Here is a 23563-nt window from a genome sequence, read left to right as displayed (position 1 = left end):
TGATGCCAGGCACGAAGTGTTTCAGGAGTACAACCAATCTTAGGCGCAATTGCTGTGATTGCAGCCCAAGTAGATGGATAATCTTTTTCAGACTCAATCAATAATTGAACCGCTCTATCTCTGATTTCTGGGGTATATTTTAATTTTGTTATCGGGATAGTCTCTCAGAATATTGACTCTCCGACAAACCTGGTACGGTTCAGCTCACCACTCCAATCAGAGACGTTGAATGGTGGATTAGCAATGATGTAATCCGCTTTAAGGTCTTTGTGTGCATCATTGAGGAATGAACCCTCGGAGTTCCATTTCACATGCTCTAAGTTAATGCCACGAATGGCAAGGTTCATCTTAGCGAGTCGCCATGTTGTTTGATTGCTCTCTTGACCATAGATCGAGATGTCATCGACTAAGCCTTGATGCGACTCTACAAACTTCTCAGACTGTACGAACATGCCACCTGAACCACAGCAAGGATCGAATACACGTCCTTTGTATGGCTCAAGCATTTCTACCAATAAACTCACGATAGATTTAGGCGTATAGAACTGTCCACCTTGTTTACCTTCAGCTAAGGCGAACTCACCAAGGAAGTATTCAAACACGTGTCCTAGAACGTCAGCAGAGCGAGATTTGGCATCACCTAATGTAATGTTACCAATAAGGTCTATCAGCTCACCTAAGCTCGTTGGATCGAGATTCTGACGTGCATAGACCTTAGGAAGTACCCCTTTCAGTTGAGGGTTCTCATTCTCAATGGCTTCCATTGCATCATCTACGATCTTACCAATGGTGACTTGCTTTGCTTGGTTTAAGAGGTATGACTAACGTGCAATCTCAGTAACGAAGAATACGTTGTATGCAGTGTATTCATCACGATCTTCAGGATCAGCTCCTGCAAAAATCACCCTCACCTTCAACCAACAGGTTGTAATGAGCTTCAAATGAATCAGAGATGTACTTGAGGAAGATTAAACCAAGGACAACATGCTTGCACTCTGCAGCATCAATGTTCTTACGAATTTTGTCTGCTGCTTTCCAAAGAATGACATCTATAGGTTCTTGTTTGGTTTGCTTTGGAGTACGAGCCATGGAATTACCCTTTAATGAATAACTTATCTAATTTTAGTTAAGCCAATAGTACCCACTAATACGCTCGTGCGAAAGTATTGATACGTCATTTCTTGTCGTACAATTTAAGTATTAAAAAAGTGTAGCAAGTTGCTACACTTTTCAGACTAATCACAAACCCCACTTTAGCGATCGTTAAAGTGGGGGCATTTTCTAAACTTACATCACTAATTCATTGTTATTTACTTTTAAGCATATTGATGTCTAAAAAATACAATAAAAATTAACTTCGATAAGTGAAAGCGATTTTATTCAAGTTTTGTACTGTAACTGACAGTAAACATTGCTGCGTTACTTGCATAACAGTGACCGTGTAATTATTTTGCAACGGCAAAATTCGTTCAACAGTCTCCTTATCGGGATAATATAGATGCGTGACACGTTCATGAATGATATTGAGATCAATCGCTTTGTCTATTTTACGTATAAGATGATTTTTAGGAATAAGCTCTTCTAGCGTAACCATATCAATTTCAGTTTGGGTGGTATAATTTTTCGCATGTGATAATTATAAAAAGTCTCACGTAAGTGTGAGAATTTTATGAGCAAACTGAAAAGTGTAGCAAGTTGCTACACTTTTTCACTTTTCTGAATAAGCTGTTTTAAAAAATCTTCTAGTTGTAAAAGACTAGCTTCATCAATTTCTGAAATTTTAAGAGAGATCTTGAGCTGTTTTTGATTCAGTTTGATATTTCCAGCAACCTTACCATCATATTCGATTTTTCTTACCACTGATGTCGTGGTTACTTTTTCTGGATCCTGACTCAATAGTTTTTCAGCATAAGAAGTAACTTTGCTTTGCTCCAGTTTTTTTTCTTTTAATTTCTCCCAAGCACCGAGTAAAGCTGTTTCTGCCTCCGAAAGTTGCTCTATATGATCCGACAAAAATTTCTTGAACGCTGTTGCAGCAGTACGGCCGACTAGACCTGGCTCCAAATCCAGGTCATTCAACATTGCTTTAGGCAGCTTTTCATACGACAGATATTTGTACATATCTTCGCGATTTAAACCCAATGAATTAGCTAAACGTTGCTTGTTCTTCTTCAACTTTTCATCAAGTGAGTTCAAGCCAATAAAAATTTCATAATCTGTCAGATCTTGACGCTTTAAATTTTCAGCTAGGGTTAACAAAGATGCTTCTTCATTATTAGCGTCAATGATAATGGCTTCAATCACCGACTTGCCGAGTAACTGATGCGCCCGTAAGCGTCGCTCGCCTGCAATCAGTTCATATTGCAGATTATCAAGTTTGCGCACTGTAATGGGCTGCAAAAGGCCGATTTCATTAATAGAATCCGCCAGTGCTTTTAATTCAGAATCTTCAAATACTTTACGCGGTTGGTTGGGACTGCGACTGATATCCTCAATAGGAACATTACGTCTAAATTCTTTTAGCTCTTTAATATTGTCTTTCTGTGCTTGCTGATGTTTTTCTGTATTTTGTTTCAATTTTTGAGCTAAAAGCTCTTTAGTGCTTGCCATAATACTCTCAGGTTTAAACTTTCGCTACAATTTCATAAGCAAGGCTTTCAAAAGCCTTACGTACTTTTGAATTTTTTTCTACTTTCAAAAGTGGCTGTTGCAGAATTGCTGCTTGATTAACTTTAGTACTTTGAGGAATGGTAGTTTCTAAAATTTTGCCTACCTGTTTTAAAGCTTCATCCCGAATCAGTTTACAAACATTTTGACGTTCATCATGTTTAATCAGTAAAGCACCTAAAAGCTCTAAATCTGGATTAATACGTTTTATCTTTTCAAGATGGTTCAAAAGATCTGTTACCCCATACAGTCCATATTGAGAACCAGATTCGATTGGGATAATGACATGTGTTGAGGATGCTAAGGCATTACTGGTTAATAATTTAAGACTAGGTGGACAATCAATTAATATGAAGTCGTAAAGATCTTTTAACAGTTCTAGCTTTATGCTTAATTCTTCTGAAGGACGAGGAGCTTCTTCTTTGAGCTGGTCTTCTGTTTTTCCTAAATTTAATGAGCCATAAATTAATGATACTTTTTCAAAATTTGTTTCTTCTTGTAATGCATCAGCTAATAATGAAATATCACCAACAAGTAATTCTGCTGAAGTAACAACAATTTCGCTTGGATGTTGGATCCCAATGTGTAAACTTGCGTTTGCTTGAGGATCTAAATCAATGACTAAAACTTTATTGCCAAGATTGGCAAGTTCAGATGCTAGATGTACAACGGTCGTTGTTTTGCCACATCCACCTTTGTGGTTAGCAACCGTAATAATTTTTGCAGACATACGTGTCAGATGCTTCCGTATTTGAATGTTTAATAATATAAATAACTTTCACTCATCATACTATAGTTTTTAAATTTATAAATCTTATTTGTTTAGGTCTAAAACAATTTAAAAAACTAATTTTTAAACAAGCTAGCTTAATTAATAATTAGTATAATTATTTATTTAGCTAATTAATAATTAAGACTGTTTTTTTACTATATAAAACAAATGCTTATAAGTTTAAAAGTGGAGGGCTTGTCACCGTAAAGTGGAAGGTTTGTCACTCAAAGGTGGAAGGTCTGTCACTCAAAGGTGGAAAGTCTGTCACTCAAAGGTGGAAGGTCTGTCACCGTAAAGTGGAAGGTCTGTCACAAGAGTGGAAGGTTTGTCACTACTATTTTTAAAAAGGTTATATATTTACAAAAAATCCTTCAAAAATAAATACTTAATTTGTTGATAAAGTTGGATAAACAATCTTTAAAGGTGGAAGGTTTGTCACTATGTGTTGCCACCCTGTGGATAATTTTTTTTTATTGGATATTTCCTGATGATTATCTATTCATTTATACCTTTCACATCTAATGAAAGGTGGAAGCCTTGTCACATCTAGGTATCTATCTGACATAGCATACCTAAATTTGGAAGAAATAAGTGAAAATAGGTATTTTGAACTGTTAGTTTAGGGCTAAAGGTGGAAGGTCTGTCACTATCTGGTGGAAATAATATATTTTATTCCACTTTAAGGACAATAAATCGTCAAAAATGCATAATTCTGATGACAAGCCTTCCACTCTTAGATTCTTGTGGTGAAAGTCTTGAAAGTTTTTCCACTTTTGTATATAAAAATAGAATTAAATATATAAATATCACGGTTATGACAGAATCAGAATCATTGCAAGAAGAATTGAATCATATTCCTTACTGTATAGGCAATATTCGTCATAATGGCGTTGTTAGCACTAGTAACCGCTTAATTCGCCCAATTGAGTTATCAGCCAATGAATATAAGGCGCTCCTATATGCAATGGCTGTTGCAAATTATAGTGAGAAAAATAGGGTAAATGGTGAAATCACAGAACAAACCTATATTTATCTGTATAAGGATGATTTGGCAGATTTACTAGGATTGAATAAACGCAATTCGATTAATGTTGCAATAGACCGGATTTATAAAGAACTTTCATCTAGGGTGGCTCATTTTATTATTGAGGAACCTACTGATGATGGTAAGAGAAAGACTAAAAAAGTACATTCTGTCGTTCCTATTATCCGTGAGTTAAGATGGGAAGATGATTCTAAAAATGCCATTCAGATTCGTTTTACCAGTGAGGTGTTACCGTATTTCACGCAGTTGGCTGGGGGGAATTTCACCACCTATCAATTGAAACATCTGTTTGCCTTGGATTCTGTTGCTAGTATGAGTCTTTATACGTATTTCATTAAAAATGAATTCAAGTACGCAAGCCAAAAGAGTTATGAAGTCCCAATGCTTTTAGAAAACTTGAAAGCTCTGATTGATATTAATGAAACTAAATATGATCGCTGGGTAGATTTTAGACGCTATGTATTAGATAAAATAGTTGCAGAAATTAACGAAAATACAGATCTACAACTAGAGTATGAAACCATAAAAAAAGGGCGCCCAATTGTGGGTGTGAATTTTAAACTGCATCAGCGTATTACTGATAAAACACTAAATGAAACTGCTGTAATTGAAAAAATTTATCTTGATGTTCCATTTGAAGATAATGCATTAGTAAAAGAATTGGGGGCAAAATTCGATACGAATGTACGTTCCTGGTACATTTTTAATAATGATGAAAAGTATTCGCAGTTCAAGAAGTGGTTTAAAAAAGTTGGTTGTCTCACAGACTCTCAAGCAAATATAGTTATTAATGACACTTTATTTCAAATGGATTTTGCTGAAGTTGGTATGGGGTTGAATGACTTTAAACGTAATATGAAGCATAAACTTAAAAATAATCCGGAATTTGTACAAAGTATTCGTGATAGGCTGAATGATATTTTTGGTAAAGAGCTTGTCTAAGAAAAAGTGTAGCAACTTGCTACACTTTTTTTAATGTATCACTGAAGAATTCAAGATCTAAGCAAAATTGGATACAAAAGATCTCTTTCATAAATCAAAAAACGATCTTCTTTTTGGTTAATATTTGCACTCCGGATTTCTTGGCATTCGTGCATAATCTGCGGATGAAATACATCGATTCAAACCAGCTTTCTGATCCTCAGTTCAAGCGATACACAGGCATCTCATGGTCAACTTTCTATTTGATGGTTGAGCAATTGCAGAAGCATGTCTCTGCCAAAGGCAGACCGCCCAAGTTAAGCCTGGAGCATCAGGTTCTGCTCTGTCTGAGCTATTGGCGGGAATACCGAACCTTATTTCACGTTGCGACGAGTTACGGGGTTTCAGAGCCCACAGCCTCAAGAATTGTCCGTCATGTTGAAGACTGCCTGATTCGGTCCAATCTGTTTAATTTACCCAAAGATTTACCCGAGGGCGAAGGCATCGACTGGAATGTTGTGATCGTGGATGCCACGGAAATTCCAATCCAAAGGCCTAAAAAAACAGAAGAAAAGCTATAGCGGCAAGAAAAAGACCTATACCTTTAAAGTACAGGCCATGATTCACTACAAAACTCAGCAAATTCTGAGTTTATGTACCAGTCGCGGTGCAGTGCATGATTTCGAGTTGTTCAAACGCAATTTAAACCAGATTCCTTTTGGGGCTTTTATCCTTGCAGATAAAGGCTATCAGGGGATTTGTGTGTTGTATCCGAATAGCCTGTTGCCATTAAAAGCCAAAAGACACTGTAAATTGGATCCTGAATTGAAAATCTATAATCAAGAAATCAATAAAAGAAGAATCGGAATTGAGCATGTATTTGGCAGCCTGAAAACCTTCAAAATCCTTGCTGAGCGTTATCGAAATAGAGGTAAAAGGCTTGGTTTGAGATTCAATTTAATCGCTGGAATCTACAACTGGAACTGAGCAAAAAATGATTTATGAAAGAGGTCTAAAATATCTGTCGTGTATAGCTGAATGAAAAATAGTTAAACGAATAGATTATTTTTTTGATTTTTCATTTTGGTTATTCCTCATATATTTTTGGAGAAAAAAGTTTTTCAGTGCTCAAAAAATGGTGTGGTTAAAGGGTAAAGATCAACCAAGTTTTAAGTATATAGGTGAATTTAGATAAAAAATTACTAAATACTTTTATAGCCTTTATATAAAGCGGCGGATCATGAATAATATTAAAATAGCCTAAGCTTATTAGCTTTGTTGTAAAAATTTACTCTGAGATGCTTCTTAAGCTAGGTATTTGATGCTGTTGCGTATAGCCACAAATAATAAGCTAAAGACCGTTTTAGCTAAAGATGATGACGATCAACTTGGCGATACCATTGATTTGTAAGTGTCCTCTAAACTCTATGCCAATCTTTTAATTTGGATCACTTTGTATGTCGGCAGCTTTTGCAGTACACCATTTAAATAGGCATACAGATCTAGACCATTCAACTTTGCTGACTAGATCAATGTCATGATGTTCGCAGCTCGCTGACCATCGCGCAGTGATCCAACAAACAACCAGTTCTTAGACTTAAAGTCCATGGGTGCATTTGGTTCTCCACCAAATCATTGTAAAAAGATAGATTACCATCATCTGAATAGCGGCTTAAGGCTTGCCAGCGCTTTAGAGTGTAATTGATTGCCTTAGCGGTGGTAGAACTTGATGGCACTGTCAGATGATGTTGGTTGAGCCATTCATATAGTTGTTGCATCACTGGTTGACTATGCCGTTGCCGGTATTCGCAGCGTTGTTGCGTTGTACCGTCGGTCTTGTGCCTTAACTCTGCTTCTATCGCATACAATTTCTGAATCAGCACCAGTGCCTGTTCAGCAGTCTGACTTTTCCCAGTGATATGCAGTTCATGGAATTTTCGACATGCATGTGCCATGCAACCTACTTCAATGATCTGACCTGATTTGAAACGTGCTTTATAAACACTGTAATCATCACAGACCAGATGTCCCTGCCAGCCATTCAGGAATTCTTCTGCATGCAGACCTGAACGGTTTCTTGAAAGTCATAGATCACCCCTTACTGCAGCACCACCTGTTTTAAGGCATTGACCAGAGGTTCAAGTGTCTACACCACAGCGACCAATACAATCTAACCAGCCCGATATTGGCTAGAGTCACCAACATAAAATACACTAAATAACATAACTGTTATATTAGTAAACTATATATATAACAGTAATATAGAGTTTTTATTTTGCGTGGTGTAATTTAAGGTAGGGTGAGGTAATTTGATTTTTGGTCACTAATTTATTGTGATAATCAACAATAATAACCAACATGAATATTCTTAATCTAAAGGTATTTTACTGACTGGTATAATTTTATGGTGAGAGGGGGTTGCCTGGGGCTACGGTTTCTGTTTTGCTTTTTGACGTAACACGTACAAATATAAGCTTTCTACTTTTTCACGTGCCTATGGTGTGGTACGCAAGAATCGCAATGATGATTTAACACTCGGATCTATGCAAAAACATCTAATTTCAATTTTACGACTTAAACTGAACTGTACCGGGTTTGTCGGAGACTTTTTTATTTAAGTTAGGCCACCTAGCTTAACGGGTTAGTCTTATCATAGTAGACCAATAAATAATCTCTTAGATAGGCTGTCTGATGTTTTTAAAATGCCATAACGCCCGGAGCTTTTTTTCCAAATTCGTTTAATTTATTCAGCATGATGCAAATCATGTAGATCTCGCTTAGTTTGATGTTCCCTTACGAAGCGAAGCTTCCCATCAACTAGATCTAGGGGAAATACCCCCATTTTTAATTAAATTAATAGGTAGAAGCTGCGATCGGAAAAAATCTTACAAATTGCCTCAACGCCATATAGGTCTTTATTGTTATGGATGAAATCCAGCATTTTTGTGTGGGCGTTCGAGCTCCACCTGGGCGAAAAAAGTGGCTGTTTTAAGGAGAATTTCATTCGCACGTTTCACTTCTTTATTTTCACGTTCGGGCTGTATAATACGTTCTTGATATGGAAGTTGCTGTACTTTAATTGAATTTTGTTGATCTAAATATTTTTGATACAAAACTAGCTTTGTTGCACAAACCTATCTGTAACGGCTTTTCAGCGATATAATTTTCAAATGATGAAGCATACACACAAAATCTACCGCACAACCAATTGGCCCGCATATAACCGAGCACTCATGAGTCGCGGAAATATTGCCATTTGGTTTGATCCTGCTACGCAATGGTATGCGCCATCAAAAGGCAAACAAGGGCGAAATCAAACCTACTCCGACGCAGCCATCCAATGCTGCTTAATGATTAAATCCTTATTCCGTCTGTCTTTACGTATGGTCACTGGCTTTGTGCAAAGTCTGATTAAACTTTGCGGATTAAATTGGATAGCTCCAGATTACACCACGCTTTGTAGAAGACAAAAGCATATTGATATTGTAATCAGCTACCAAAAAAGTAGCGATGGGCTGCATCTACTCATGGACTCTACAGGCATGAACTTTCTAGGTGAGGGCGAATGGAAACGAAAGAAACATGGACCTGAATATCGTCGCCAATGGCGTAAACTACATATTGGTATAGATGCTAAAACCCTACAAATACGCGCTATTCAGCTCACAACCAATAATGTCAGTGATTCACAGGTGCTTGGTGATTTACTTAATCAGATTCCACAAGATGAGCGGATTGATTCTGTTTATACCGATGGAGCTTATGACACCAAGCAATGCCGTCAGGTCATTGCAGATCGGCAAGCGCATGCGGTGATTCCACCTAGAAAAAATGCGAAACTATGGAAAGATACAAAGAGTAGCTCGCTAGAGCGAAACGAATGACTTCGAACAGTTACACGTTTAGGCAGGACACTCTGGAAAAAATGGTCAGGCTATCATCGGCGAAGTTTGGTTGAAACTAAGATGCATTGCATCAAATTATTAGGAGATAAGCTCAGTGCAAGGAGTTTTGATAGCCAAGTGAATGAGATCCATGCACGTGTAGGAGTCCTTAACAGATTTACGGAATTAGGTCGACCACTTACCCAAGTTACGCCTTAAATTTGGCTCAATTAGGGGCGCTTTGCATTTCAAATCTTTGTGCAACAAAGCCCATCTGGGATGAGCATCAGTTGAGCATTTAATCCTGCCGCGATAATTTCTAAGGTCTCTAATCGTGGATTGCCCTGACTTTCCAGTTTTTGGTACTGCTGTCTTGAAATGCCTGTACGGGATTGCATATCAACTTGCTTTAAGCCCAATAGGGTTCGTCTTTTTTTGATTTGTTGAAGTAAAGACTTATTCAATGTAGACATATTTGTTGCTTTTAGGTGTTGTAAGCAACATATTAGTTTCTTTTTTATAAAGTAATTATACAAAATTATTTATATGCATTAATTTCTTTAAAGTTTAGCCCGAAGACCTTCCACCAATTGTAAAACAGAGGCCAATCCCTGAGGGTTCTGAATCTGTTCTATTGGTATGCCACTCATCAATTTATTGGGTGATTTCATAAAATGCTGCATCCAAGCTGTATCCCCACCTGTTAGAGCATCTAGGGATGTGGTAATACGGATTAAAGTGAGGGCGATTTCTCCCTGTTTTGAAGTGGGATCTAATTCAAGAGAGGTTAAATTTTTCATTGAATCTATATTCAGTATTAAGGCTAGTTGATCCTGTGCAAGACCGAGTCGTTCAGCAGCAGCTAAAACTGCCTTAGCTAATATCATTTTCTGTTTTGCAGTTTTTTCTGATGTTGTACGCATGACCGACCCCTGTTTCAGACGCTGCTAATGCATAGAGTTTATACTATTTAATTATCATTGATCAGAAATCCAATTTTTACTAAAGATATTAAATTTGACTTTAGATAAGGAAATAACGGTTAAATTTTTAACAGCATATTGTGATTTCCAGTCCTGCAACTTGGAGTTCAAGAGATCGAGGTCTGCCAATACACGCTAGATGTAAACAGAATTTAAAAGCTGCCAGTGCTTTAGCGTCTTTTGTTGAGTAAAGCTGGAGACGAACATAATCTTCTTGAGTCGTAGGATGCTCTGTTGTGCTCGATTTAGCCAGCTTCAGTAATAAAGGTTGTTTCTTTTTATCTAACAATTGTACCAAGTCTTGTCCAAGCAAATGCCAAAATTGATGGGGAAACAGGTCTTTTACCTTAGAATAAAATGATTCCAATTGATCGATTTTATTCCATCGATAATGAATGCCGGTATGCGAAACCGTAACACGATTTAAAAATGTCTCAAGCACCGCTTTTATTTGATCTGGTTTTTTTTCAAAGATATTTTGAATATTTTGAAAGAAATAGTTCCTTGCCGTGCGCTCTTCAACCGTATCAATCATTGCGGGTTTCAAAGGGTTATTCAGATGATTTGTGTTGTTGAGATCAAATAACCTTGGGTTGTTTTTTTGAGACTTGAGCTGGCCTAGTTGTTTTGCATTTTCATACCAGTAGTTAACCAGTTCTACAGGTAAACACATTTCCTCTGAGACCAGATCTGGATCATTATGAATTTCCAGTAAATTTAGGCATTTAAAAAACCATGCAAATGAAACTTTAGATTCTTTTGTTCCCGCGAAATATTTAAAAAAGTCATGAGGCGGAGTGTTACAAGAAACCTCATCTAGAATGTCTTCTACGTTACTTTTTAACCAGTCAGTTTGATTGTTGAGTAACTGCTGACTTAAATGGACAGAATGTTTTTCGAAATTGAATGGAGCAGAATCTTTTACTGTGTTTAAAAATTTGAAAGAAGGTAGGTAGCCCATCATCTTTTTTGCCAATTGATTATCGATGTCTGGGTGATATTGCAGTATTTTATGTCCAGCGATCAGGTAGCTTAGATGAATATAGCTTTTAAAGGTTTCCGTAGGGTCAATGTGGCCCAGTAAATGAGCAATCATAAACCAATGATTTTGACCATGCGTATTACGGAGTAACTCTGTCCGAATGGACTGATATTCTTCTTCAGAATAATCCGTCAGATTCTTGACCAGTGGAGCATAATCGCAGTTGAGCAGAACGGATAAGTGATTGGCAGCCGTGTGTCGAAATGAGTGAAAAGAATAATCATGATGCTTGAAAAGCTCATTCATAATCATTCTGAAAGGTGTCGTCACCGTATGCTTGTTAAGCTTGCTATTTTCATTCCAATTTCGGAATAAGTATAAGTTTTGCTGATTGAGTAGACGTTGCTCAACCACGTAGCTATGGAATAAGTGATATTCATCAGCTTTTAATAAGCAATACACGGGGACTTTGCGTTCAGCACTATCTGTTTTAAGTTGATGTAAGTTTCCTTTCTTTTTTGAGCCGTAGGGCTGAATCCATACTGATAGGCAGCTCAAGCCCTCGAGATCCCGCACACGCAAGCCTAGAATTTCATTAATACGCATACCGGTACGGTAAGCTAATATATAGATGATTTTTAATGTCTTATATATATTTTCTTGACTATTGGTACCTGAAAATAGGGCATCTAACTTGTTCATGAAAGCTTGATAAGTTATAGGACCAATGATACGTGCTCTCGGCCTGTTTTGTATGGCAATTGACTCTAATTCGAGAGGCTCAGCTTCAAAAACCGTTTGTTGAAAGCTATGGAAGCGCTTCAACATCCTGACGGTCTGACCACTGGATTTTTTAAACTCAGGTTGGCCTGCTTCATCTGCGAGTCGGGTATTCGTGATGATTTGTGGGTAGATCTTCGCTAGGTTCGTATTCAGATCATCTTCGCTATCTAGATATTGTAAAGAGTGAGTTAGCCATGGCTCGGCAATACGCGAATAATAAGTGTAAATCGAACCGTCTTTTAAACGCTTATTCTGCTGAAATGATTTTTGAAATTGGTTTACGCAAAAATTAAAACGTTCAGCCAGAGGCTGAATCTGTTCTAATTCTGGTTTATAAAGGCTGATGAGCCATAAGGCGACACGTTTACTATACTCATTAAATTTATTAGTATTTTCAATGCAATATTTAATGATTAATGCATCGATACTTTGATCAGTTTGTGATGTACGAATCAGTTGTAAAAGGTCTTTGTGAATCTTTATAACATCATCTAAGGCTTGCTGAATGTCATCATTAGAGGGGGATTGACCCACAATAGATGGTGATTTTTCTACAGCTGAATCAGTAAGAGTGTCCTGCTGATATTTAAATTTTGGATGAAGAAATCTTTCAAATTCTATTTCTGATAAGCCACAGGTTACAGTATTTTCAATGAGACATTGTGAGAGAGCAGGATCAATGTCAACTTTCGGGAGTTGCATCCAGTTAAAGTTGGCGTAGTCGCGTAACAATTTATAACTTTTGAGATTAAATGGTAACTTAATCTTATTAAAAATAAGCTCCAGATAATCTTCAACGTTCCGATTTACTGTGCGAATATTTCTGCTATTAAAATGAATTAACCACAAGCGGGTAATTTGATCCGGAATAAAATTACGCGATTTACGAATGGTTTTTTCATCAATAAATAGATCTCCATAAGAAGGGGAGAGCGGTTCTAAAAATATAATGTTCAGATCTTCGATCTTTCTGATTTTTGCCGGATCTTTTAAATGCTCAAGCAAAGCTTCTAAAGAAGCTTTTTGATTCAAGCCTGAGTAAAGCATGGCAGAAATTACAATATTCCCAATAATCTCATCATCAGAAAATGTCAGGTTATCTTTCGCTAGAATCCAGTAGTCCCAAAGCTTATCAATAATTTCATCAATCTGATGCCCCTTCTCGATCCAGTCCATGGTAAAAACCGGCTGATCACGCTGCATCTCAAATGTCAGATTCGGTAGGGGCAAAGTCTCACGACGATTTAAATTGATTTTTTTAATATATGACCGAAAAAATTCATGCGCATATTTTTTCCATGCCAGGCCTGGAGCTTTGCTTTTAATAAACTCATAAATTTCCGGATAGAAGGATTCAAGATGCTCTTTTTGTTCCAATTTTTGTGCTTGGAAATATTGAATTAGCTCCTTTTCTACATCTGCTCGAAGCTGTTTTTCCTGATCGAGTCGGTCTTGTTTTCTACGTGCTTCGGCATATAGTGTTCGAGTTTGCTTAGTATGTTTATTGAGTGAGGACATCGAGTTCAATACCGGTAATTTGAAAATGATCTTTCATTTGTTCAAGAACATGGGCAATGCTTGAATATTGTGAAATAGATAAGCTCGAATAAGGATGAGCAGCTTCTTGCTGCATCGGTTCATGACCGAATAAAGCTAAAATTTCAATTTCGCTAATTTTATGGCTGAGAAACGCACGGGCAGTATGCCGGTGCCAGTTTTCATGGTGCAAACCTAACTCAGGATTAAATTTTTTTATAATCGATGGCCTTAAGGGGTGCCATTGACCATCCTGAAAGATATTTAACAGTGGGAGTTTGCTCTCTAAAATTTGTTGAATATGTTGTGGAATTTCTGGCTGACTAGGAGCAATTTGAGTTTTAAAATAATGTAAAAAATCTATGAATTTCTGGAGTTCTTGTGCGACAAAATGACCCAGTGGAATTAAACGTCCATAGCCTTGACGCCCACCCACCTCTTTATCAGAAACCATGCATATTTTTCTTTTCAGGTTAAAGCTTTTTAAAAAACCTGGAAATTCAGCAACGGGTCGTGCAGCAGTAAAGAGCAACAAGAAATGCCACATCCACAGATTGTAATGATTGAAAATTGCTATCCAGTCACCTTCTTTTTGTGAAATTATCCTGGATTTGAGTGTGGCAAAGGTATTTTGAATTACATTTGAAGTTGGTGCTTTGCGGCTCCCAAAGTTTTTTTCTTTACTATAATTGATGCTGTGATAGTCATCGGATAACGACTCACACAGCTCTTTTAAAATTGAGACATACTCTGTCTGTAAAGCCAGAATATTCTGATGGCAATAAGAAGTAGAAGAAGACTTATTTGCATCAATACCGGTGAGGAGGTCGGCAAGCTGTTTATTTCCAGTGCGTTGCAAAATAGTCTGATGTAAAAGAGAGCTAATTCTTATTAATGATAATTTTGGAATATAAAGTTTGGCTCTCAGCTGTTTCAAATGTTGCTTAAGGTCCTCTTCTGTAACGGTGTTACCATCTCGTAGCGAAGCTATAAATGAATTTGGAATTGGAATATCCAGATAGACAGTTTGGTTGAGCAAGCCATCTGGATATGCAAAATCCTTATTTTCAAAAATTGAAAATTTACTTCTCAGGAAATATTGCCCATTGCTTTGCTTGATCTGTTGGCGAGCATTTAAATTTTTAGCACGTTTACTTTGTAGCCGTAGCCACTCCTGAATTTTATTTCCGGTCAGAAATGACAGCATCAGGATCAAGGATACCTTCTTTTTTTTAGCTTCTTTATCCTTGTCGTTAGAGTCCTCTTCAATTTCAGCAATGTAATTTTTATATAGTTCAGTAAGTAGAGCACTTATACTTGTGATATTAGGAAAGAGGCTGCTGTATGGCAGCAAATGTTCTTTTCGTTGAATATGCTTGGCAACCAGAGGCAGCACGTAGCTCTGGCTGGATTCTGAATATGCAGCAAGGGGGGTAACGATGGTTGGGTCTACAAGTATTTGACGTGTATCTTGGTCATCTAATTGTTTTTCTATATTGAGAGCTTTAGATTTTTGCCCTTTTTTAATTTCTGAACTTTCTACAATCAGCTGATCTTCGTCTAAAAAATCATGTTGCAGTTGCGTCTCGATGCTAGCTTTGGCAATTTTTGCCTTATTTTCCAAAACATAATTAAAGGTGATGCGGATCACTTTTAGCAGGTTTTGCATGAAATCATTAGACGGCTCTTTATCACTATTTTTATCAATGACATCATTCAGATACTGAACGAATTCCGCTAAAGAAAGTTTAGTGTTTTGAAGATGCTTCTCCCAAAGAAGCATATATTCAGGAGTATTTTGATATTTTTTTTCGGAACTCAGAACCCGATTGGCGGTACGGAAGCGCTGGAATAAACGTTTTACAGTGTTGAAATGTTCAGTGTGATCCTCTTTAAAAAGTTCAGTGTGATCCTCTTTAAAAAGTTCAGTGTGAACCTCTTTAAAAAGTTTAGGTTTAATGTTTGGAAGTGCAATTAAATATATTGCTGCTTTTAAGACCAGGATATTCCAGATTAAAGCATTTTCTTCTGACTCTGCTAATTGTGCAATTGAGTTCACATACCAAGTGACTGGTGTTGCGCTAACAGTATGTTTTCGAGAGGAGACCAAGGCAGCTGGTCTAACAACAACAGAATTGGTTTCTAGATCAAAATCTAATAGATCGAGATTCAGCCCTTCCAGACATTGATCAGTTGGGTGTGAAGTCAGTAAATCAGCAACATATTGAATATGTTCGGTACGTTGGAGTTGCTCATCACCAAAGAGTTTTTCCAGTGTCTGTTTTAATGATGCCCGCGGAATATCAGCAGTATTTTGACGGCTTGAGTTAGATTCTGACATTATGCTTTCCATAGCTGATCTGGTGTGAGAACGAAGTTCACATTGTTTAAAAGCTGTTGAACAACTTCACTGGTTTGTTGCAGTTGATCAAGCACACTCTGTCTTTTTAGATTTATAACTTTATTGCGATAATTCAGCTGATTTCGTGTATATGACAGCATTTTTGCAAGCAGATCCAAGCTTATAGTACAGTGGGGCTTGAAAGAGTTTTCCTTGTTTAAAGCCAGGATAACTTCAGATGAAATATAAGTATTGATCAGCGATTGCATTTTTGCAGGGTTCATTCGATCCAGATCATGATGATAAGAGGACAGAAATTTCATGAATTCCAAACTTGTCTCTTTTTTTAATAGCTCAATTTTGTCCTCATCTTGAGGAAAAGCATGGATGAGTAAGTTGATATTCTTAGGTGTGTTCTTAGACCAATATAAGTGCCACTGACAGGCATTCGCGATGGTATAGCCAGATCTATTTGGATCTTTCCAAACGCGGATTTCAGGGTAAGAAGTTAATATTGATAGATCAGCTTTTAAGGATTTGAAAGCCTCTTGATAGCAAAGATAAATTCCAGAAAAATTAGGATGTATACTGATTTGGATTTTATTAAAATTTTTGCACAACAATTTTTTAGGTGTACCAAATTCTTCATTGAAATCAAAAGTCGTTTCCATAGTCCTCCATAAGTGTAAAAAATTCAAGCGAATATTCTTATAATTTTTTGAAATATTAAACAAGATTGATCTGCCCCATATTTTGTGTCTATTTACAATTTATATACAATATATTGTGATTTTTTATATTTTTAAGAACTGGGTCACAACTTATAGCCATGCTATTTATTTTAAAATTTAGAGGTTCTTAATATGGAAATTAATCAACTGAAACAGGTAGAAGTCGTTACCGATGTTTTATGTGATGTATGCAACCAATCAACGAAATTGGAGTTTGGAAATTTATTGGCGCATATGGGTTATGGCTCTAGGCATGATAGTGAAAAATATGAGTTGTAGTTATGTGAAAAATATTTTTTTATGCCCTGGCGACATTAAAGAAAGAGCGAGCAGATCAGTCTATGTTTGATGAAAATTTTGATTCAGCAATTTTGAATGGCTTTGGACTATATTAAATCTAAAAAAGAATTGCCCCGACAATAAAACAAAATAATCCAAAAATTACCCAAATCCAGACATTCGATTTGGGTTGCTGGGTGTGTGATGTATAGACCGATTGTTGTTCCTGAGCAGGATTCTCTTGGTTGCCAGCTCTGTTCTTATAGGGTTGATGTTTGGAATAGGATAGGCCTGTACCTGGAATACCAACGCTGGTTCGGGTTCCTTTTTTACCAATATTTAAAGAAGCACCGGGTTTGCCAATGCTTGCACTGTTGATACCTTTATGCGTCAGATTTAACTTTAGCCCTGGAAGAATTTTAATACTTTTGCGAAATCTGAAGCCCATATTTTTTCCATTTACAAGAACTAGTTTGGTTTCTATCTCAATTGTCCGGATACAGTGACATAAGAGTTTGATTCATTCATAGAACTGATCATTTGACTTATCTAGTGAAATATCAGTATGTTCTTTAACATAAGATATTGGCTTTTAGACAATGAATCAAACATCAAATTATTACAATCAACATGCTCAAGCATTTTTTGAAAATACCTATCAGGTTGAGATGGAAAGTCTTTACACACCATTTCTAAGATATTTGTCGGAACAGGCATTGATCCTGGATTTGGGCTGTGGCTCTGGGCGTGACACTCTGGCATTTAAGAAAAAAGGCTATCAAGTTGAGGCAATTGATTATTCTGCCGAGCTGGTTGAAAAGGCGAGAGAGCTGACAGGCATCGAGGTACGTCAGCAAAGTTTTTATGAGCTGAATGAAGTAGCTAAGTACGATGGGATTTGGGCTTGTGCTTCTCTTTTACACTGTGAAAGAGATCGCCTGACTGAAGTGCTGGCGCGCATATTTAAAGCATTAAAGCCAAATGGTGTGTGTTATATGTCTTTTAAATATGGCGATACAGACCGTGAGAAAGAAGGGCGCAGCTTTACTGACTTGAATGAGCAGCAAGCTTACGACTTACTCAAACAAATAGATCAGGCTTTACTGTTACAGCAATGGATTACTATAGATAAACGTCCAGACCGTACAGAAGAGTGGATCAACGTAATATGGAAAAAGCAATCACATGCTTTTGATTATTACCCACAGCGTTTATACAATCGTGCCGAGTTAATGAAAGAGCCCTCTTTGATTCCTGCAGAACACGGGATTTATTTTTGGTGGTTCAAAACAAATCCACCGGGAATTCCAACAAAAAACTGTATAATGTATCAAGAATATACTTTGTTGTATGTTGGTATATCTCCTGACAAGAAGACCAAACCAAATAGTAAATCAAACTTGAGAATACGGCTTAAAACACACTTTGCAGGTAACGCTGAAGGTTCAACGCTAAGACGAACATTGGGCATACTTCTGGCTGAGATGAGTGGGTATCCGCTTAGAAGAGTAGGGTCAGGTAATCGCATGACTTTCACGCATTCAGGTGAACAATGGCTGGATGCATGGCTTGAAGATAATGCATATGTGTCCTGGATGATTTGTGAAGAACCTTGGAATGTTGAGGAAAAGGTTTTTGAACAAACGATACTGCCACTCAATTTGAAAGGTAATCAGCACGAGTTTAAAGAAACCCTTTCAGCTATGCGTAAAAAAGCCATTCAAAATGCGAAAATGATGGAAATCGCTACGGAAGCAGGATTGCAAAGACAGGTGAAGCTTCAACATGTGGCAGGATGATCACTTTATATAAAATAATAAACCTACACCCAACGAGCAGCTGAAATTCTTGAAGCATATTCAGCAGATATTGCAGTCAGGGACTTTTACTTCGACATATAAGTTTGCTTTGCTGATAAGTATCACGCGTCTGGCGATTGAACTGGGTCAAGATACTGGTGCTGCCTTGCATTTGGAATATCAGGATATTGCTGAAAAGTTTATTGACCTGTACTGGAAACAGTCACTGTCGTTCCAGTTCAACCATTATGAACCTTTTATCCTTAAACAAGCCACTGGACAGCAAGCAAAAATCATTAGTGAAATTCAGAATGCACAGCAACAATTCAAAACGCTGGCCGCGCTAACAAAAGACCAGTGGCACTGGAATCAGCTCAATAAAGTCGTTGCAGCGACCGTCAAGCAAATGCCGGTGGTGTATTTGCAGAATCTGAATGGTCAAACGGTAGAGTTTCTCTATCATCTGCAGGATTGCAAACAGTCGCTCCGGGTAAGCCACAGCAGAATGCGTATATTGAACGCTATAATCGGACCATACGTTATAGTTGGCTGAGCAAGCATTTATTTGATACTTTGGATGAAGTACAAGATTATGCAACAAACTGGTTGTGGCATTACAACCATGAAAGACCACATCAAGCTAACAAAGGAAAGCCACCTCTAATGGCTGCTTAACCTCTACTTTTAACTTCGGTTATTTATAGGAGGATTACCCTATAGGTTATATGATATTGAAGTTAGTTTAGATTGTTTCAATACGAGTATGATACTTAAATTTCTATGATCAAATTTTCTCTAAACCCATTTTTTCCTTGCTCCTGAGGATACCCTAAAGGGTTGATCACTAATCTGCATCCATCGACTACAGTATCAATTGATGTATGCGTATGTCCTGAAATCCATAACTTAAAGCCTTTGACATCTAAATCATTAATAAAATAGGGGTTAAGGGCTGATGCAACAGGGTGCTTACCCCAATAAGGATCAAGACAAGCTAAATGCGGTGGAAAATGCGTAATAACGATCACATGATCTTGGCCTCTAAACTGCATAATATTTTGATGATATTTTTTAAATAGTTTTATGTAGTCATTAGTAGTTATAGTTCGGTTATCACTGCCAAACATGATTTGATCAAAATCGGAAATCGATTGTTCAGCATATTTTTGGGACTGTAAAAGTATCTCTGGAGATGTAAGTGGTGAGTTAGAGCGAAAGTTCGTAAACAGCGTGCCACCTACAAATATTTTATCTTGTATTTTTATATGGTTATCATCAAGTAGTGTATTTTCAGGGTAATTTTCTTTCAAAAAATCTACGACTGAACTGTAGTTAGAGCTGTAGTAATCATGATTGCCCAAAACAAAGATAAATTTTTTATTCAGCGTTTTACATTTTTCGGCAAACTCAATTGCACCACTCAGGCGATTCGAAAAATCCCCAGCGTGGATAATGACGTCAGCTTCATCTGATAATGAATATTTCGAATTGTGAGTATCCGATAAAATTTGCAGTTTCAATCTACTTCCTTTATTAAATCACGCTGCTCAAATATATAGAGTTTTATTCCAATCAGTTTATATCATTGTAGAAATTATAAGATACAAATCTGTAATCCTAAGCTTCTAAAAATATAGGTAATTATTTTTTTAATTAACTGGTTAAATATTAATCATAAAATTTGACCAATTGAATTTATGCACATAAGATAAAGATGTTACAGCGAAATCTGTGACCAGGCGTGGAAACCTGAATTTACTACAGAAGCAGTAAACCGCTTTGGCGGTTTTTTGCGTTAACTATGTTTAGCCTATCGTAATGGTAGGCCAAGCAGGGCAGTCTATGACTGGCCGTCTTCTGTAGTACGGTATTTCCACCCCTGTTTGGCTTGCCTCCATCTCGTGGAAAAGATGGAAAATTGTTTGTAATTACTACAGGAACTAAACATGAACACTTTCTATAATATCCCTTATTTTCTCCAAGCCATTTCTTCTGTTCTGAAAGAATAAAATTTTCGAAATAAATTTTAGTCATATCTAATTAATTTTACTTTTATAAATTTCGTAATCTCACGAGATCTAGAGAAGTATTGCCTAGAGAAAATAAAATGGCCCGTACTAAGCTTTTAACCAATATTATTCAAAGAAAAATGATGTTGCTTGACGAAATGTCGCACTCAAATCAACACTACAACTTTGAGTTATCACTTTATGATTTCGCTCAACATGAAATTCTAGATAAATTATATAAGGCAGATAATCAACGTTCCACAGAATGTTGGAGTCCTACTGAAATTGAGGAGTTCATTCTAGATTGTTTGAATGATCGTAATGTCAATTTATGCATTCGCTATTGGAAAGATGCTGCTGGCAATATTTATATCATCGATGGTGGGCATAGGATTTCAATCATTTATGCTTGGATCAAAAGATACTTTATTGATGAGCAGGTAGTTGGAGCTCCAAAATTCACGCCGTCACAAAAACGAGATATTCGTCAGATTCGTCATCGATTAGGTGGATTAGCTGATTTTCAAGAGTTATGTAGTGATTCTGAGTTTCAGCAAAAATTAAAATCAACCAAAATTAATTTTATTGAAGTAATTGGGACACCTGAGGAGGCTCGGAAAGCCTTTTGTTCGATTAACTCAGATACGAAACGGTTAGATCCAGATGAGGAGTATCATTTACAGAATAGGGGGAGTGATGCTTTTTATGTGATTTATGCGTGTTGTTACATAAACGATAATAAATCCAACTTAGCTGAACTGAATTACGAGCGGATAAATGAAGTAATCGCTTTAGGTGAGCAAATTCACGATCATCTTTTTAAGATGATACTTTTAGAGCCAGATTTAGCACACGGTAAAAAAATAGGCCTAGTCAATGAACTCCTAAATATGATGTTTGGTGATGCTTGTCAGAATACTATCAGTATAGACCAAGGTCAGCGTGTAGAAAATTTAATACTAAAGCTCAGAGTTGTGCTGTGTCGTATCGCTACACCAGAAATTAGCATTGGAATTCCAAGTTTAGGTTTACACCCGAAACTATATTTTTATAAAGATAATCGATTTCAAGTTACATCCTTTTTGGCCTGGTTCTCTATCGTCTTTGAAATTGAAGAAGGCAGTTTTGAAATACAGAATAAGAAGTTAGATTTTATTGGTTTTACCCGAGCACGCCGTAGTGTTGAAAGTTTAATTGAAAAAATTCCTGTGGCGATCAAAGAAACTGTAGGTAAGTTTGGTAGCGGAATCAGATCACATGAGCGATTGAAGAACGTGTATCAAGCCTTTATCTGTATTGGACTAAATATGGATTTAGATTTTGAAGATGAAGTTTGTTTGAACACAGTCATTCTTTCGATGAGTCAATCATTTGATTATATTAATTTTAACGATTTTTACCTTGAACGTTTTGGTGGCGATTATGATGAAAGCATTGTTGATAATGTTGTGAGCTTTGTGAAATCAGTAAGACCATCAAAGAAGAAAAAACCTCTAAATTTTTCACTCGCTACCAAAAGAAATCTGTATCAACGTGAGGAAAAGAAAACATGGAGCTATTGCGAAGTATGTGATAGTGCTCTATACGTTAAATCGACTGAAGTAGATCATCGAGAATCGAAAGCAGAAGGTGGTTACGGCGTTTTAGAAAATGGAGCAATTATTCATCCTATATGTAATCGTTTCAAGTCGGATCGTACTTTGGAAGAAGTAAGAGCAGATTTATTTGACTAAAAAGATAAGGGAGCAAATGCTCCCTTATCTTTTTGTTTTTTAGTAGACTGGGGTCAGTGTTTAGCCTAAGCAACCAATATGAAAACAATAGACTATTACAACCAATACGCAGATCAATTTTTACAAGCCACGTTGTATGTGGATATGGAAAGCCTATACCAACCATTTTTAGCTGAGTTACCAGAAAGTGCTCGTATCCTTGATGTGGGTTGTGGCTCAGGGCGTGACACGTTGGCTTTTTTAAATAAAGGCTACCAGGTTGATGCTATCGATTACTCTGAAGCATTAGTCAAGCGAGCCACCCTATTAACTAGTATAGCTGTTCAGCAGCAAAGTTTTTACGATATTGATGTGCAGGATGTTTATGATGGCGTATGGGCATGTGCATCCTTACTACATAGTGATCGCAACCGACTTCCTGAGGTTTTAAAGCGTATTCATGCTGCATTACGCCGTGGTGGTGTTTGCTATATGTCATTTAAATATGGCACAACAGATCGAGAAAAAGATGGTAGGGTGTTTACCGATTTAGATGAACATCAAGCCAAGGTATTGCTAGATCAGTTGGATGGGGTTGCGGTATTGAAACAGTGGATCACAGTAGATAAACGCCCTGATCGTAAGGAAGAGTGGCTGAACGTACTTTGGAAAAAACATGCCTGATTTTACTCCTACAGCACAACAGCAACTCAAATTCCTAAAAAATATTCAGCTGATTTTACAGTCAGGGAGTTTTAGTAGTACTTATAAATTTGCATTACTGATTATTCTGAGCCGATTATTTATTGAAAAAGGGCAGGATACAAGGTGATTGGTTGGGGCATTACAATCATGAAAGACCACACCAAGCTAACAAAGGAAGGCTGCCTTTAATGGCTGCTTAACCTCTACTTTTAACTTCGGTTATTTATGGGAGGGTTACCATGGTTTTTAATCTGTTTATGAAGTCATTTTACTGTACAAATTTCCAAGTGATATAGAAAATTATGGTTATCAATATGATTTAATTACCCCATAATATCAATAAGTTGACAAAAATAACTAATCATGCGAAAAAGTTTTTTTAGTTAACAGATGTTCACACATGCCTCGAATTGT

General features: G+C 36.9%; 14 protein-coding genes and 12 pseudogenes. 12 read left to right on the top strand and 14 right to left on the bottom strand.

Translation table 11 applies throughout. The features are described 5' to 3' along the window. The 4 genes and pseudogenes from CF596_RS12425 to CF596_RS12405 all read right to left on the bottom strand — a co-directional run. Positions 1 to 152 (bottom strand): annotated as a pseudogene (locus tag CF596_RS12425) (IS3 family transposase); the annotation flags it as partial. 48 nt (positions 153 to 200) lie between these two features. Next, positions 201 to 1089: pseudogene (locus CF596_RS12420) on the bottom strand (class I SAM-dependent DNA methyltransferase); the annotation flags it as partial. Between the two features lie 609 nt (positions 1090 to 1698). Beyond that, complete coding sequence (locus tag CF596_RS12410) at positions 1699 to 2610, bottom strand: ParB/RepB/Spo0J family partition protein (protein ID WP_096902657.1); 912 nt, start codon at positions 2608 to 2610, stop codon at positions 1699 to 1701. Between the two features lie 13 nt (positions 2611 to 2623). Next, on the bottom strand, positions 2624 to 3397 hold the full coding sequence (locus CF596_RS12405; RefSeq protein WP_096902656.1) for a ParA family protein: 774 nt from the start codon (positions 3395 to 3397) through the stop codon (positions 2624 to 2626). Between the two features lie 856 nt (positions 3398 to 4253). Here CF596_RS12405 and CF596_RS12400 point away from each other — a divergent pair. The 3 genes from CF596_RS12400 (at position 4254) to CF596_RS12390 (ending at position 6392) form a co-directional block, all read left to right on the top strand. Next, positions 4254 to 5426, top strand: coding sequence for a replication initiation protein (locus CF596_RS12400; RefSeq protein WP_096902659.1), 1173 nt, complete (start codon positions 4254 to 4256; stop codon positions 5424 to 5426). A gap of 164 nt (positions 5427 to 5590) precedes the next feature. Further along, the gene (locus tag CF596_RS12395; protein ID WP_171325001.1) at positions 5591 to 5986 is read left to right on the top strand and encodes a transposase family protein; all 396 of its coding nucleotides are present in this window, start codon (positions 5591 to 5593) and stop codon (positions 5984 to 5986) included. Continuing rightward, positions 5934 to 6392, top strand: coding sequence for a transposase family protein (locus tag CF596_RS12390; protein ID WP_096902654.1), 459 nt, complete (start codon positions 5934 to 5936; stop codon positions 6390 to 6392). Before CF596_RS12395 ends, CF596_RS12390 begins: the two co-directional genes overlap by 53 nt. A gap of 438 nt (positions 6393 to 6830) precedes the next feature. On the opposite strand, the pseudogene CF596_RS12385 reads toward CF596_RS12390, so the two are convergent. The 3 pseudogenes from CF596_RS12385 to CF596_RS14930 all read right to left on the bottom strand — a co-directional run. After that, a pseudogene (locus CF596_RS12385) lies at positions 6831 to 7576 on the bottom strand (IS66 family transposase); the annotation flags it as partial. Positions 7577 to 7833: 257 nt separating this feature from the next. Next, positions 7834 to 7983: pseudogene (locus CF596_RS14615) on the bottom strand (VF530 family DNA-binding protein); the annotation flags it as partial. Between the two features lie 168 nt (positions 7984 to 8151). Next, positions 8152 to 8521, bottom strand: a pseudogene (locus tag CF596_RS14930) (IS3 family transposase); the annotation flags it as partial. Between the two features lie 54 nt (positions 8522 to 8575). Between CF596_RS14930 and CF596_RS12375 the strand changes: the two are divergent. Beyond that, a pseudogene (locus tag CF596_RS12375) lies at positions 8576 to 9508 on the top strand (IS5 family transposase). A gap of 53 nt (positions 9509 to 9561) precedes the next feature. Here the strand turns inward: CF596_RS12375 and CF596_RS12370 are convergent. The 5 genes and pseudogenes from CF596_RS12370 to CF596_RS12350 form a co-directional block, all read right to left on the bottom strand. Then, positions 9562 to 9753, bottom strand: a pseudogene (locus CF596_RS12370) (helix-turn-helix transcriptional regulator); the annotation flags it as partial. A 96-nt stretch (positions 9754 to 9849) separates the two neighbouring features. Beyond that, positions 9850 to 10212 carry an MbcA/ParS/Xre antitoxin family protein gene (locus CF596_RS12365; protein WP_096902652.1) on the bottom strand — a complete coding sequence of 121 codons (363 nt, stop codon included), beginning with the start codon at positions 10210 to 10212 and terminating at the stop codon, positions 9850 to 9852. A 127-nt stretch (positions 10213 to 10339) separates the two neighbouring features. After that, a complete protein-coding gene (locus tag CF596_RS12360; protein WP_096902651.1) occupies positions 10340 to 13555 on the bottom strand; it encodes a tyrosine-type recombinase/integrase in 3216 nt (1071 codons plus the stop codon). Then, positions 13539 to 15914 (bottom strand): hypothetical protein, encoded by a 2376-nt coding sequence (locus tag CF596_RS12355; protein ID WP_096902650.1) that lies wholly within the window; start codon positions 15912 to 15914, stop codon positions 13539 to 13541. Before CF596_RS12355 ends, CF596_RS12360 begins: the two co-directional genes overlap by 17 nt. Further along, complete coding sequence (locus CF596_RS12350) at positions 15914 to 16585, bottom strand: hypothetical protein (RefSeq protein WP_096902649.1); 672 nt, start codon at positions 16583 to 16585, stop codon at positions 15914 to 15916. Before CF596_RS12350 ends, CF596_RS12355 begins: the two co-directional genes overlap by 1 nt. Positions 16586 to 16777: 192 nt before the next feature. Here CF596_RS12350 and CF596_RS15035 point away from each other — a divergent pair. Beyond that, positions 16778 to 17040: pseudogene (locus tag CF596_RS15035) on the top strand (hypothetical protein). A 2-nt stretch (positions 17041 to 17042) separates the two neighbouring features. Here CF596_RS15035 and CF596_RS12340 read toward each other — a convergent pair. Continuing rightward, positions 17043 to 17372, bottom strand: a complete 330-nt coding sequence (locus CF596_RS12340) for a DUF4236 domain-containing protein (RefSeq protein ID WP_096902648.1) — start codon at positions 17370 to 17372, stop codon at positions 17043 to 17045. Positions 17373 to 17523: 151 nt separating this feature from the next. On the opposite strand from CF596_RS12340, the pseudogene CF596_RS15030 reads away from it, so the two are divergent. The 4 genes and pseudogenes from CF596_RS15030 to CF596_RS12325 form a co-directional block, all read left to right on the top strand. Beyond that, positions 17524 to 18102: pseudogene (locus CF596_RS15030) on the top strand (class I SAM-dependent methyltransferase); the annotation flags it as partial. Positions 18103 to 18156: 54 nt separating this feature from the next. Continuing rightward, the gene (locus CF596_RS15025) at positions 18157 to 18723 is read left to right on the top strand and encodes a GIY-YIG nuclease family protein (protein ID WP_136144386.1); all 567 of its coding nucleotides are present in this window, start codon (positions 18157 to 18159) and stop codon (positions 18721 to 18723) included. 40 nt (positions 18724 to 18763) lie between these two features. Beyond that, a pseudogene (locus CF596_RS12330) lies at positions 18764 to 19216 on the top strand (HNH endonuclease); the annotation flags it as partial. Continuing rightward, positions 19204 to 19398, top strand: a pseudogene (locus tag CF596_RS12325) (transposase); the annotation flags it as partial. The pseudogenes CF596_RS12330 and CF596_RS12325, both read left to right, overlap by 13 nt. Before the next feature lie 95 nt (positions 19399 to 19493). Here CF596_RS12325 and CF596_RS12320 read toward each other — a convergent pair. Further along, positions 19494 to 20243 carry a metallophosphoesterase gene (locus tag CF596_RS12320; protein WP_096902646.1) on the bottom strand — a complete coding sequence of 250 codons (750 nt, stop codon included), beginning with the start codon at positions 20241 to 20243 and terminating at the stop codon, positions 19494 to 19496. A gap of 587 nt (positions 20244 to 20830) precedes the next feature. Here CF596_RS12320 and CF596_RS12315 point away from each other — a divergent pair. The 3 genes and pseudogenes from CF596_RS12315 to CF596_RS12305 form a co-directional block, all read left to right on the top strand. Next, positions 20831 to 22465 carry an HNH endonuclease gene (locus CF596_RS12315; RefSeq protein WP_096902645.1) on the top strand — a complete coding sequence of 545 codons (1635 nt, stop codon included), beginning with the start codon at positions 20831 to 20833 and terminating at the stop codon, positions 22463 to 22465. 78 nt (positions 22466 to 22543) lie between these two features. After that, positions 22544 to 23128, top strand: a complete 585-nt coding sequence (locus tag CF596_RS12310; protein ID WP_096902644.1) for a class I SAM-dependent methyltransferase — start codon at positions 22544 to 22546, stop codon at positions 23126 to 23128. Continuing rightward, a pseudogene (locus CF596_RS12305) lies at positions 23121 to 23270 on the top strand (HNH endonuclease); the annotation flags it as partial. The gene CF596_RS12310 and the pseudogene CF596_RS12305, both read left to right, overlap by 8 nt. Positions 23271 to 23563: the final 293 nt, after the last annotated feature.

This window comes from Acinetobacter sp. YT-02 (genome assembly GCF_002412355.1).
Classification (GTDB): domain Bacteria; phylum Pseudomonadota; class Gammaproteobacteria; order Pseudomonadales; family Moraxellaceae; genus Acinetobacter; species Acinetobacter towneri.
The sequence above is the reverse complement of the archived record's forward strand: the minus strand, read 5'-3'. Positions and strand labels throughout refer to the sequence as shown.